Here is a 12,410-nt window from a genome sequence, read left to right as displayed (position 1 = left end):
ATTCGCGCTTCGCGCGCTCCGGAATGACGGTAAAGTCTATATTGAGACAATGTGACGCAGCGATTACGCGCGCAACCGTTTACGCGTTGCCGGCGGCCCGGAATTGCGCGCCGGCGCGCGGCGGGTTTTGCGGCATGCTGAACAGCACGGCCTTGCGGTCGGCAATCGCGGCGTGGAACTGGTCGAGCACGATGTTGAACGCGGTGAGCGCACCTTCCTCGATCGCCCCGTGGTCGTAGCAGTGCAGCGTGTCACGCAGGATCTCGTCGGCCTCGGTCTGCATCTGGTCGAGCTCGTCCATGGTCTCGCTCTTGCGCGCCGCCGCGATCATGTCGAGGAGGCGATCGCGCAGATGGCTGTTGTTGTCGCGCTCGTCCTTCTTCAGATAGCCCGCAAACCACGCGCCGATCGAACCCATGGCGGAGAGCGCCATCAGGGTCCACCAGATGTAATCGCTGTATCTGTCGAGGAAGGTCTTTTCCTCGCCGTCGACGAAGGCCGCGGCACCGGGATGCACGGGGATCACGGCATCCTTGTCGGTGTCGGGCGTTTCGATCTTGGCGGCGAGCGGGAATTCCGTCACCAGTTGCTGGCGCACGGCGAAGAGCTGGCGCGTGAACGCCGCGATGGTGGTTTCGGACACGCCTTTGCGCGCCACGATGTGGTGCGCGAAGCTGATGGTCTTGACCTCGTCCTCCGGTCGGTCAGGCGAGCCGCCATAGGTGCCGGCGGGAATCTCCGCCGCTTCATAGACCGGATGATTCTGCGCGATCGCATCCGCCGAATCGATCGCGAGGAAAGTCGGCGCGCCGAAATCCTTGGTGGAGGCGGCGATCGCATCCGACGTGATCTTGCTGTTGACGGGGCCGGCCGCGAGATAGGCATCGGCCTTCTGGGCCTTGATTGCCTCGGCGGCCTCATTGGCCGGGAATTGTATGATCTCGACCTTGGCGGGATCGACGCCGTATTGCTGGAGGATCACCTTGAGCAGGTTGACGTTGGCCTGCGTGCGGCCGACCACGCCGACGCGATGGCCGGCGAGCTGCGCGATCTTGGTGATCTTGGCGCCCTTCTTCTTGCCCTTGCCGGGGACGGACCACAGCACCACGACGTTCTTGCGCAGGGTCGCGACCGCTTGCGCGTTCTTCGGCACGTCGACATCGCCGCGCACGATGGCAAGATCGACCTTGCCCTCCGCAAGCGCTTCGGCGCTGGCCGTGGCACCGTCGGTCTGGATCGGACGTAGCCGCACATAGCTCTTGTTTTGCGAGAAGGCCTGCGTCAGCGCCTGCACGACCTTGATGTCGTCGCTATTGGGGGGACCGACCGCGATCTTCAGCGCCACCGGCCGCATCGCGAAATAATAGCCGCCGGCAAGCGCGCCGACGATTGCGAGCACCAGCGCCAGAGACACGAGCGCCGTCTTCCGCGCCGCTGATCGCGGCGAAGGCGGAGAGGGCGTTTCGGCCAGGTCCGATCCCCCGGTCATCGATCTCCCGAACAGGCGCTTGAGGCTCAGTTTCATCTTCGCCGGCGATTTACGCCCGCAATTGTAGCAAATTTCTTGTCCGGCGGGGTTACATCTCCGTCATGGTTAGCGGATGGGGCATATCCCGCGTGAACCCGGGCGTAAGCACGGTGTTAGGGTAAAGTTCCCCTGAAGCACGGAGACGATCATGGCAGAACGGCTGACGACGGAGGCGCGCAAGCAGGCGCTGGGCGGAATCCCTGACTGGACCGAGGTTTCGGGCCGCGACGCCATCGGGAAAACCTTTGTCTTCAAGGATTTCAACGAAGCCTTCGGCTTCATGACCCGTGCAGCGCTGGTTGCCGAGAAGATGGATCATCACCCCGAATGGCGCAATGTCTACAAGACCGTGGAGGTGGTGCTATCGACCCATGACGCCGGCGGCGTCACAGCGCTCGACATCGAGCTCGCCAGGGCGATGAACGCCATCGCCAAGCTTACACCGGGCTGACGTCTTGCAGCGACCGGCTGCATCCCCATCTTGTGATTGTGATCAGCAGGGGATGCGGCGATCCGCCGCTCCGGGCTGAACGGGGAGTTTTGGAGCATGGCTGCCGAACACAGCGTCGGCTTCGAGCCGGCCGATCGGCTCGCGGAAGATCGTGAAAGCGTTCGCCGCCGCTTCTGGCGCAAGCTGAAGCGCGTCGCCGCGCATCTGCCGTTCGCCGAAGACCTGCTGGCCGCCTACTACTGCGCGTTCGACCGGCAGACGCCGCGCCATGTCCAGGCGTCGCTGCTGGGGGCGATCGCCTATTTCATCCTGCCGTTCGATTTCGTCCCCGACGTGATGCCGATCCTCGGCTTCACCGACGACGCCGCCGTGCTCGCCACCGCCATCCGCATGGTCGCCAGCCACATCACGACGGAGCACCGCGAAGCCGCCCGCGCCGCGCTGAAGCGGGGCGTGGACGAGGCGGAGGCCGGAGAGTAGTTGCTGGCAACGCCTCGTCGCCACATCCTCCGTGTCGTCCTGGCTTTCGCCAGGACGACGCCGAGGGAGCTACTTCTTCTCCGCCTGCGCCCGCGCCTTCTCCGCATCCCACGCCTGGAATTGCTTGAACAAGGTCTCCTTGTCCGCGTCGGACACCTGTGCGGCCGCGGGGCTCTGCTTCAGGAACGCCTCGAAGCGCTGGCGCGTCACCGGCTCGACGCCGTGCTTGTCGAGCCATTGCTGCGCCACCGGCAGCCTGCTCCAGCCTGACAGGGGCGCGGCGAGCGAGACCTCCTTCCACTTGGGATGGAAGGGTGGGTTCTGGAGCGAGGGGAATTTCGTGAAGAACGCGTCCACGAACAGTGCGAGCTTGCGATAACGCTCGGTGTTGGGCGCCCAGTTGTAGGCCGCGAGCACCGCAGGCACGGCGATCGTGTCCACGCTCTCGCCCTCCTTGATCAGGTTCGGATAGTCCTTCGCGGTCAGCGTCGCCGGCAGATAGTCGCTCTGGAGCGGCTTTGCATAGTCGACCTTCGCGAGATGGAAGCGGCCGTCATTGCCGAAGGTCGAGACCGATTTGTACGGCTTGCCGCCGACCACGATCACGGCGTCGATCTCGCCGGCCTTCAGCTTTTCCATCGCGATGCGCTGCTCGACATAGACGAAGTTCGCCTTGATCCCGAGCCGCTCGAACACGGTGAGCGCGGTGACGAAGGTGCCGCCGTTCGGCAGGTCGACGCTGACCTTCTTGCCCTCGAGGTCCTTCAGCGTTGCGATCGACCGCGGCGCGATCACCTGCATCTCTTCATTGTAGAGCTTGGTGACATAGGTGAACTGCTTCTTGATGTCCTTGGCAAAGCCCTTGCGCTCGAGATAGTCGAGCGTGTCGGCCCGCACGACGCCGAGATCGACGCCTTGCAGGAACAGGATGTCGGCGACGCTCTGCACCGAGCCGCGGCCGACGATCGGCAGCACGCGGATCTTGTTGCCGTCGTCGAGCACGGAGGCGAGGTCGGCGCCGAACTGCACATAGGTGCCGCCGATCGTGCCTGTTATCAGCGTGACGGTGTTGGCGTTGAGCGCTTGCTTGGTCGAGGTCGAGCCGAACTGGAAGATGGCCTTCAGACTGTCCGAGACCTTGGCCGGATCGTATTCGGTCTGATCGGCGCGCGCTGCGAAGGCACAGATGGTCATGATGGCGGCAAGCGCCATTCCCAAAACGTTACGCATGATGTCCCCTGAAGAGTTCTAGTTCGAGAGCTGGGTGAGGCGCCGTCGCGCCTCCGCCGATCCGAGGCTGGCGGCCCGCTGGTACCAGTCGCGTGCAGCGACGGCGTCGGCGGTGATGCTCCGCGTGTCCTTGGTGCCCAGGACGGCTGGATCGTAGGTCTGCGCCAGCAGGAACGCCGCCGTCGCATCCTGCGCATTCGCCGCGCGCTCGAGCAGCAGACGCGCCGCGGCGATGTCGCCGATGGTCATCAGGCTCTTGGCGCGCGCCATCAAGCCGGCCAACGTGTCGGCGTCGAGGCTCTTGGCTGGCGGCGGTGGCGCGGGCTGTGCGGCGACTTGTGTCGGTACGGGCGCGGGTGCCTGAGCCTGTAGCGCGCTCTGATAGGCGGTTGCGATCGCCTCGCGGCTCGGCGTCGCCGGTGCAGCAATATCCTGTGCGTCTCCGCTCGCCAGCATCGTGTTGGTCACACGCGCGGCATCCTCGACCGGACCCTGCCGTGCGGCGGGCGGATTGGCGGGAGCCGCGGCCTCGTTCGCGGCCGCGCCGATCCACGACGCGCCGTTGACGGTGAGCAGCCGGTTGATGTCGGACCAAAACAGCGCAATCGGGACCGCGATGACCGACGCGGCCAGGACGGCAGCGAGAATGCGCCGGACGATTCTGGTCCTGGTGCGCACGGCCAATGGCGCGAATTCCCGTGGATCCGGCGCGCTGAGCGGATCGGACAAGAACAGTGGCATAGGATCGTGCGATGAAGGATCGGTCCGTTCAGCGCGCGCACGAATGTAGGATGCGGTGGACGTATGTGATGCCGCTTGTTCGGAGTCGAGCGCTCTCGACCCCCAGGACGGACGGAATGCCGTCGTCTCCATGGTGATGCTTCCCCCAATACTGACACAACGCGGGGCAGTGCCGGTTTTAGTTTTCTTGTTTTTGTCCAGGAGCGCCCTGCAGACTGGAACCGGTAAATCGCAATTTGAATCAGCCCAAAAAGCGACAACGGTTGGGGCGAATCGGGAAAAATTTAGGTTTGATTCGGGCGGCGCGGCGGAGTGCACCGCAATTTTGGCGATGGTGGTTGCGAAGGCGCTACCGTGCGGCGGCATCGGCGCTGGGCTCCCTCTCCCGCTTGCGGGGGAGGGCTTGGGTTGGGGTGTCTCCGCGGCGGGATTGCCAGGGAATACGGAGGATGTCCCTGTGTGGCGAGAGCCCTCACCCGCCGCGCTCGGGACGATGCTTCGCATCGCCCGGGGCGCGTCGGCCTCTCCCGCAAGCGGGAGAGGCGAAGCAAGCCCGCGGACAATCCTCGTGAAATTCACATGCGATGACAGGTGTGTGCGTAGCGACGGCGTCGCGCCGTCGCCTGCACCGTCACGGATGCAAGATCACCTTGCCCATGGCCTGGCGTCCCGCGAGCACCTTCAGCGCGTCCGCGGTCTGTGCCAGCGGGAAGGTGCGATCGACGTGCGATGAGATCTTGCCTTCCGCGGTCCACTTCACGAGCTTCTCGAGATTGGCGCGGTTCTTCGCCGGGTTGAGCCGGGTCCAGGCGCCCCAGAACACGCCGCGGATGTCGCAGCCTTTCAGCAGCGCGAGGTTCAGCGGCATCTTCGGAATGTCGCCGGCGGCAAAGCCGATCACGAGGAAGCGGCCTTCCCAGGCGATCGAGCGCAGCGCCTGCTCGGCATAGGCGCCGCCAACCGGATCGAAGATGATGTCGACGCCCTTGCCGCCGGTGAGCTTGCGCAGGCCTTCCTTCAAATCTTCCTTGCCGTAGTTCAGCGTGAGCTCGGCACCATGGGCTTTCGCGAATTCGAGCTTCTCGTCCGACGAGGCGCAGGCGATCACCTTCAGGCCCATCAGCTTGCCGAGCTCGCAGGCGGCGAGGCCCGTGCCGCCGGCCGCGCCGAGCACCGCGAGCGTCTCACCAGGCTTGGGGCTGGCGCGATCTTCCAGCGCATGCAGCGCGGTGCCATAGATGATGATGATGCCGGCCGCGCGGTCATAGTCGAGATTGTCAGGGATCTTCACGATCGACGCCGCCGGCAGCGCGATCTTCTCGCGCGCGCCGTTGTGGCCGCAGGAGGCGACCACGCGATCGCCGACCTTCAGGTCGGTCACGCCGGGGCCGATGCTCTCGATTACGCCCGCGACTTCGGCGGCCGGCGAGAACGGGAACGGCGGCTTGATCTGGTACTTGCCCTGGATCATCAGGATGTCGAAGAAGTTCAGCGCCGCCGCCTTGATCGCGATCACGGCCTCGCCGGGACCTGCCACCGGATCCGGCACCTCGGCGAGCACGAGATCGTCGGGCTGGCAATATTGCGTGCAGAGAATGGCTTTCATGGCGACACCTTCTTGAGAAGCGAAGTCTTGGGCGTTTCGAGGTGGAATTATAGTTGGCCCGTTTCTGCCGGATTTAGCGCGGCCCTACAATCCGGATTCTTTGTCTAAGGGAGCGCGCAGGCCTATCCTTGCGTCATTGCGAGCGCAGCGAAGCAATCCAGAATCCGTCCCGCGGAAATAGTCTGGATTGCTTCGCTGCGCTCGCAATGACGGAGCAAGAAGGAAATGAAGGATTCAAACGATGTTTGAAACGGGTCTGCTCAGAGGCAAGCGCATTCTCGTCACCGGTGGCGGCTCGGGCCTCGGCGCCGCGATGGGGCGACGTTTCCTCGCGCTCGGCGCCGAGCTCGTGATCTGCGGCCGCAAGTTCGACCGGCTTGAAACGACTGCAGCCGAGATGCGCGCGCAGAGCGGCGGCAAGGTCACCACGATCGCCTGCGATATCCGCGACGGCGCCGCCGTCGAGAGCATGATGGACGCGATCTGGCGCGAGGCGCCGCTCGACATTCTCGTCAACAATGCCGCGGCGACCTTCATTGCCCAGAGCGAGCGTCTGTCCTTCCGCGCCGCGGATGCGATCCTGGCGCCGACGCTGCATGGCGCGATGTATTGCACGCTCGCCGCCGGCAAACGCTGGATCGACGGCAGGCATGGCGGCGTCGTGCTCTCGATCCTCTCGACCTCGACCATCACCGGCCGCGCCTTCACCGTGCCGTCGGCGATGGCGAAGTCGGCGCTGCTGGCGATGACCAAAAGCCTTGCAGTGGAGTGGGGTCCGAAGGGCATCCGTACCGTCGCGATCGCGCCGGGTCCGTTCCCGACCGCCGGCGCATCGGGGCAGCTCCGCCCCGAAGGCCGCGACGACGGCTGGACCGCGCGCAACCCGCTTGGCCGTACCGGGGACCACAGCGAGCTTGCCGATCTCGCTAGCTTCCTGGTCTCCGATCGCGCCGGCTACATCAACGGCGAGATGGTGGTGATTGACGGCGGCGCGCATTTGCGCAGTTCCGGCGCCGAAGACCTGCTCGGCTGGACCGACGCGCAATGGGCCGACCAGCGTGCCGCGCGATCCCGGGGCTAGCTATTGCCAACCCGCTAACTGCCTTCCCAAATTGAACTTTCCCGGTTATCCCTGCCGCGGGGACAAAGCGCGGCCGGGCCATCTTCCAGTCACAATATTGAGGGAACCACTCCAGCATGTGGCGGGTGCTATTTTTGGCTTTGACGGCCGGCGTGACTGCGTGGGGAATCACTGATTCCGCGCGGGCTCAGACGGCGCAACCGGCGCCCAAGTCCGCACCCAAAGAGGCCGCACCGAAAGCGGCTGCGCCGGCGGCCAATACGACAGCAAAGACGGCTGCAAAGCCCGAGAGCAAGCCGGCGGGCCCGGCTGCGGCGGTTGCGGGCGGCGCGGAGCCCACCCTGATCGGCCAGTTCGGCACCTGGGGCGCCTATTCGGCCACGCCCAACGGCAAGAAGGTCTGCTTTGCGCTGGCCAAGCCGTCGTCGTCGAAGACCAATCCGCCGAATCGGCCGCGTGATCCTGCCTATGCCTTCGTCTCGACCCGACCGGCCGAGAAGGTGAACAACGAAGTCTCTGTCATGATCGGCTACGCGCTGAAGCCGGGATCGGAATCCTCGGTCGAGGTCGGCGGCGCCGCTTTCGCCATGTACACGCAGGGCGACGGCCTCTGGATCAAGAACGCGGCCGAGGAGGAGCGGATGGTCGAAGCCATGCGCAAATCCGCCGATCTCGTGGTCAAAGGCATCTCGGCCAAGGGGACGGAGACGACCGACACGTTTTCGCTGAAGGGCCTCGCCCAGGCGCTCGACAAGATCGCCCAGGACTGCCGGCGTTAAGGCTGCGGGCGATAAGGTCGCAATCGGCGGTTCCGGTTGCTATATAGGGGCGGTTCCAAGTTTTTCCGTCATTCCGGGGCGCGCGAAGCGCGAACCCGGAATCTCGAGGTTCCGGGTCTGGTCCTTCGGACCATCCCGGAACGACCAAGCCATTAGGTCCATTCCATGCAACCGACGACCGAGCCGCACAACGCAATATTGGTGGAGAAGACTCCACTCGAAACCTATGTGCCGCCGGCAAAACCGTCGCTGATCGGCCTGTCGCGCAACGAGCTTGCCGATCGCCTCGGCGAGATCGGCGTCGCGCCTGCGCAGCGCAAGATGCGCGTGCAGCAGCTGTGGCACTGGATGTATTTCCGTGGCGCCCAGAATTTCGACGAGATGACCTCGGTCTCGAAGGGCATTCGCGCCGAGCTCGCGCAGCATTTCACCGTCGACCGGCCCGAAGTCGTGGCCGAGCAGATCTCCAACGACGGCACCCGCAAATGGCTGCTGCGGCTGCCGAGCGGCGACAATGTCGAGAAGGCGCATGAAGTCGAGTGCGTCTACATCCCCGAGACCGATCGCGGCACGCTCTGCGTCTCCTCGCAGGTCGGCTGCACCCTGAATTGCTCGTTCTGCCACACCGGCACGCAGCGCCTGGTGCGCAACCTCACCGCCGGCGAGATCGTGGGACAGGTGATGGTCGCACGCGATCGCCTCAATGACTGGGCCGATCGCGAGGACGGCACGCGCCGCGTCACCAACATCGTGATGATGGGCATGGGCGAGCCGCTCTACAATTTCGATGCGGTGCGCGATGCGCTGCTCATCGTCGGCGACAACGAAGGCATCGGCATCTCCCGCCGCCGCATCACGCTGTCGACTTCGGGCGTTGTGCCGAACATCGTGCGCGCGGGCGAGGAGATCGGTGTGATGCTCGCGATCTCGCTGCACGCGGTGCGCGACGAATTGCGCAACGAGCTGGTGCCGCTCAACCGCAAATATCCGATCAAGGAGCTGCTGCAGGCCTGCCGCGACTATCCCGGCGCCTCGAACGCACGCCGCATCACCTTCGAATATGTGATGCTCAAGGGCGTCAACGATTCGCTCGACGATGCGAAGCTGCTGGTGAAGCTGCTCAAGGGCATTCACGCCAAGATCAACCTGATCCCGTTCAATCCCTGGCCCGGCACCGCCTATGAATGCTCGGACTGGGACCAGATCGAGAAATTCTCCGAATACATCTTCAACGCCGGGTATTCCTCGCCGGTGCGCACCCCGCGCGGCCGCGACATCCTCGCCGCCTGCGGCCAGCTCAAGTCGGAAACCGAAAAGCTCTCGGCCCGCGAACGCCAGACGCTGCGCGCCATGGCGATGACGGATTGAGGATGCGTGCCTCGTGCACTCTCGTCATGCCTGGGCTTGATCCGACCATCTGCGTTTATGAGCCGTCATTCCGGGGCGCGCGTAGCGCGAACCCGGAATCTCGAGATTCCGGATTCGGTGCTGCGCACCGCTCCGGAATGACGATGACACTCAACAGGGCCATCAGATGTCCCTGATCGGCCGCCTCGTCGTCATCTTCATGGGCTTTCTCGCCGCCTGCTTCGTCGGCGGCATGATCGTCGTCGTCGCGCTGCTGTTTCCGGAATTCGCCGATCTCGGCGCAGGCCCCGTCGATGAAGGCGCGATCGACATCCTGCTCGGATTCGGTTTCATCTTCGTCTCCGGCTTTGCGCTGGTGCCGGCGGCGGTGATCGTCGCGATCACTGAAGCGCTCTACATCCGCAGCGCACTGGCCTACGCCGTCGGCGGCGGCGTTGTGGGGCTCGCCTGCTACCTCGGCCTCGTTCCCTTTCACTCCGACACGTTGCAGTTCGAAGGCGTCGTGCGGCGTCACCTCGAGATCATGACCGGCGCCGGCATCGTGGCCGGCGTGGTCTACTGGCTGATCGCCGGCCGCAACGCCGGCGCCTGGCGCAATCCGCCACCCCCGCGCAAGCCGCCTCCGCCGCTGCCGTCGCAGTCGAGGCCCGATGCGCGGTGACTGGCGCTGTCATTCCGGGATGGTCCGAAGGACCAGACCTCAGGTGCGCAATTGCGCACCGGGGAATCTCGAGATTCCGGGTTCGGCTCTGCGAGCCGCCCCGGAATGACGGTGAAAGGGTTTTCATCCCCGCCCCACTCCGCTAAACCGCGCGGCATGAACCGGACTGGACTTTTCATCGCCCTGGCGCTGTGGCTCGTGATCGGTGTCGTTTTCGGCCTCTATCCCGAACTCGATCTCAAGCTCGCCGCGCTGTTCTTCGATCCCGAGACGAAGACGTTTCCGCTCAAATCGAGCGGCTGGGCCGGCGTCGCGCGTGATGCGGCGATGTGGATCGCCTGGGCGTTCGCGCTGCCCTCGCTGGCGGCGCTTGTGGTCAAGATGATCCGGCCCGATCGGCCGCTGATGGTGTCGGGGCGCGCGATCGTGTTCCTTCTGGTGACGATCATCCTGTCGGCCGGAATCCTCACCAACCTCACCTTCAAGACCTATTGGGGCCGGCCGCGCCCGGTGGTGGTGACGCAGTTTGCCGGCGACCAGCAGTTCGTGCCGTGGTGGGATCCGCGCGGCGGCTGCGTGCGCAACTGCTCGTTCTTCTCGGGCGAGGGCGCGACTGCGTTCTGGACGCTGGCGCCGGCTGCGCTGGCGCCGCCGGCGTGGCGCCCGCTCGCCTATGCCGGCGCGGTCGTCTTCGGCCTTGTGACCAGCGGGCTCCGCATGGCCTTCGGCGGGCACTTCTTCACCGACGTGTCGATCGCCGGCCTCGTCACCTTCGTCGTGATCTGGTTCGCCTACGCGATGATTTACCGCTGGCCGCGGACGCGGTTTTCGGACCAGGCGGTCGACGCCGCCCTGACCCGGCTGAACATGCCCGCCTACCGGCTCCGCCAGCGCCTGTTCGGCCGCAAGACGGGCGCCGAACCCTCGGTTTGAGCCATTAAATGCGTGCCCAGCCCCGCGAAATTTGATATTCGCCCGGTCAAGTTCGCCCCGAAATCAGACCCTTTGAGACCCGATTGGAAGCCCCATGACCACGATCCTGAAAAGCCTGCCCAAGGGCGAGAAAGTCGGCATCGCGTTTTCGGGCGGGCTCGACACCAGCGCGGCGCTGCTCTGGATGAAGCAGAAGGGCGCGCGCTGCTACGCCTATACCGCCAATCTCGGCCAGCCCGATGAAGCCGACTACAACGAGATCCCGCGCAAGGCGCAGGAATTCGGTGCCGAGAAGGCCGTGCTGGTCGATTGCCGCACGCAGCTCGTCCACGAAGGCATCGCCGCGATCCAGTCCGGCGCCTTCCACATCTCGACCGGCGGCATCACCTATTTCAACACCACGCCGCTCGGCCGTGCCGTCACCGGCACGATGCTGGTTGCGGCGATGAAGGAGGACGGCGTCAACATCTGGGGCGACGGCTCGACCTTCAAGGGCAACGACATCGAGCGCTTCTATCGCTACGGCCTGCTCACCAATCCGAGCCTGCGCATCTACAAGCCCTGGCTCGACCAGCAGTTCATCGACGAGCTCGGCGGCCGCGCCGAGATGTCGGCGTTCATGACTGCCCAGGGTTTCGCCTACAAGATGAGCGCCGAGAAGGCGTATTCGACCGACAGCAATCTGCTCGGCGCCACGCATGAAGCCAAGGATCTCGAGAGCCTCGACAGCGGCATCAAGATCGTCAACCCGATCATGGGCGTGCCGTTCTGGCGCGAGGACTGCAACGTCAAGGCCGAGAAGGTCGTCGTGCGTTTCGAGGAAGGCCAGCCCACCGCGCTGAACGGCCAGACCTTCACCGATCCCGTCGCGCTGTTCCTCGAAGCCAACGCGATCGGCGGCCGCCACGGCCTCGGCATGAGCGACCAGATCGAGAACCGCATCATCGAGGCCAAGAGCCGCGGCATCTATGAGGCGCCCGGCATGGCGCTCTTGCACATCGCCTATGAGCGCCTCGTCACCGGCATTCACAACGAGGACACCATCGAGCAGTACCGCATCAGCGGCATGCGTCTCGGGCGCCTGCTCTATCAGGGCCGCTGGTTCGATTCGCAGGCCCTGATGCTGCGCGAGACCGCGCAGCGCTGGGTCGCGCGCGCCGTCACCGGCGAGGTGACGCTCGAGCTGCGCCGCGGCAACGATTATTCGATTTTGAACACGGAAAGCCCGAACCTCACCTATGCGCCGGAGCGGCTCAGCATGGAGAAGGTCGAGGACGCGGCGTTCACGCCGGCCGATCGCATCGGTCAGCTCACCATGCGCAACCTCGACATCGCCGACACGCGCACCAAGCTGAAGCTCTATACGGACACCGGCCTGCTTTCGGGCAGCGAAGGCGCGCAGATCTTCCGGCTGGAGAACGACAAGGGCTGAGATTTTCGTAGCCGTAGGGTGAGCAAGGCGAAGCGTGCCCACCATCCTTCCACGTCCGAGATAGTGGTGGGCACGGCGCTCGCGCGCCTTTGCCCACCCTACGATTGCGCGATGTGCCGC

At 64.9% G+C, this 12,410-nt stretch carries 12 protein-coding genes; 8 read left to right on the top strand and 4 right to left on the bottom strand.

Features of this window, described 5'->3' with window-relative positions:
* Positions 1 to 79: 79 nt before the first annotated feature.
* A complete protein-coding gene (locus ACE10W_RS41580; RefSeq protein WP_304549689.1) occupies positions 80 to 1,525 on the bottom strand; it encodes a TAXI family TRAP transporter solute-binding subunit in 1,446 nt (481 codons plus the stop codon).
* Between the two features lie 151 nt (positions 1,526 to 1,676).
* Between ACE10W_RS41580 and ACE10W_RS41575 the strand changes: the two genes are divergently transcribed.
* On the top strand, positions 1,677 to 1,979 hold the full coding sequence (locus ACE10W_RS41575) for a 4a-hydroxytetrahydrobiopterin dehydratase (RefSeq protein ID WP_011083363.1): 303 nt from the start codon (positions 1,677 to 1,679) through the stop codon (positions 1,977 to 1,979).
* A 96-nt stretch (positions 1,980 to 2,075) separates the two neighbouring features.
* Positions 2,076 to 2,459, top strand: coding sequence for a YkvA family protein (locus ACE10W_RS41570; protein WP_092189425.1), 384 nt, complete (start codon positions 2,076 to 2,078; stop codon positions 2,457 to 2,459).
* A gap of 69 nt (positions 2,460 to 2,528) precedes the next feature.
* Here the strand turns inward: ACE10W_RS41570 and ACE10W_RS41565 are convergent, their stop codons facing one another.
* The 3 genes from ACE10W_RS41565 to ACE10W_RS41555 all read right to left on the bottom strand — a co-directional run bounded on the left by ACE10W_RS41565 (position 2,529) and on the right by ACE10W_RS41555 (position 6,036).
* The gene (locus ACE10W_RS41565; protein ID WP_011083361.1) at positions 2,529 to 3,689 is read right to left on the bottom strand and encodes a TAXI family TRAP transporter solute-binding subunit; all 1,161 of its coding nucleotides are present in this window, start codon (positions 3,687 to 3,689) and stop codon (positions 2,529 to 2,531) included.
* Between the two features lie 18 nt (positions 3,690 to 3,707).
* Complete coding sequence (locus ACE10W_RS41560; protein WP_304549681.1) at positions 3,708 to 4,430, bottom strand: hypothetical protein; 723 nt, start codon at positions 4,428 to 4,430, stop codon at positions 3,708 to 3,710.
* Positions 4,431 to 5,061: 631 nt separating this feature from the next.
* A complete protein-coding gene (locus ACE10W_RS41555; RefSeq protein ID WP_028174923.1) occupies positions 5,062 to 6,036 on the bottom strand; it encodes an NADPH:quinone oxidoreductase family protein in 975 nt (324 codons plus the stop codon).
* A gap of 241 nt (positions 6,037 to 6,277) precedes the next feature.
* Between ACE10W_RS41555 and ACE10W_RS41550 the strand changes: the two genes are divergently transcribed.
* The 6 genes from ACE10W_RS41550 to argG all read left to right on the top strand — a co-directional run bounded on the left by ACE10W_RS41550 (position 6,278) and on the right by argG (position 12,290).
* A complete protein-coding gene (locus tag ACE10W_RS41550) occupies positions 6,278 to 7,117 on the top strand; it encodes an SDR family oxidoreductase (RefSeq protein ID WP_011083358.1) in 840 nt (279 codons plus the stop codon).
* Positions 7,118 to 7,233: 116 nt separating this feature from the next.
* The gene (locus tag ACE10W_RS41545; protein ID WP_011083357.1) at positions 7,234 to 7,896 is read left to right on the top strand and encodes an invasion associated locus B family protein; all 663 of its coding nucleotides are present in this window, start codon (positions 7,234 to 7,236) and stop codon (positions 7,894 to 7,896) included.
* 165 nt (positions 7,897 to 8,061) lie between these two features.
* A complete protein-coding gene (gene rlmN / locus ACE10W_RS41540) occupies positions 8,062 to 9,264 on the top strand; it encodes a 23S rRNA (adenine(2503)-C(2))-methyltransferase RlmN (protein ID WP_304549677.1) in 1,203 nt (400 codons plus the stop codon).
* A 166-nt stretch (positions 9,265 to 9,430) separates the two neighbouring features.
* Positions 9,431 to 9,925: a hypothetical protein gene (locus ACE10W_RS41535; protein WP_011083355.1), complete on the top strand. Its 495-nt coding sequence runs from the start codon at positions 9,431 to 9,433 to the stop codon at positions 9,923 to 9,925.
* 156 nt (positions 9,926 to 10,081) lie between these two features.
* Complete coding sequence (locus ACE10W_RS41530) at positions 10,082 to 10,858, top strand: phosphatase PAP2 family protein (protein WP_304549675.1); 777 nt, start codon at positions 10,082 to 10,084, stop codon at positions 10,856 to 10,858.
* Positions 10,859 to 10,952: 94 nt separating this feature from the next.
* Positions 10,953 to 12,290 carry an argininosuccinate synthase gene (argG, locus tag ACE10W_RS41525; protein ID WP_304549673.1) on the top strand — a complete coding sequence of 446 codons (1,338 nt, stop codon included), beginning with the start codon at positions 10,953 to 10,955 and terminating at the stop codon, positions 12,288 to 12,290.
* The last annotated feature ends 120 nt before the right edge of the window (positions 12,291 to 12,410 follow it).

Origin of the sequence: Bradyrhizobium sp. B025 (genome assembly GCF_042257955.1) — a bacterium.
In the GTDB taxonomy this organism is placed as follows: domain Bacteria; phylum Pseudomonadota; class Alphaproteobacteria; order Rhizobiales; family Xanthobacteraceae; genus Bradyrhizobium; species Bradyrhizobium diazoefficiens.
The sequence above is the reverse complement of the archived record's forward strand: the minus strand, read 5'-3'. Positions and strand labels throughout refer to the sequence as shown.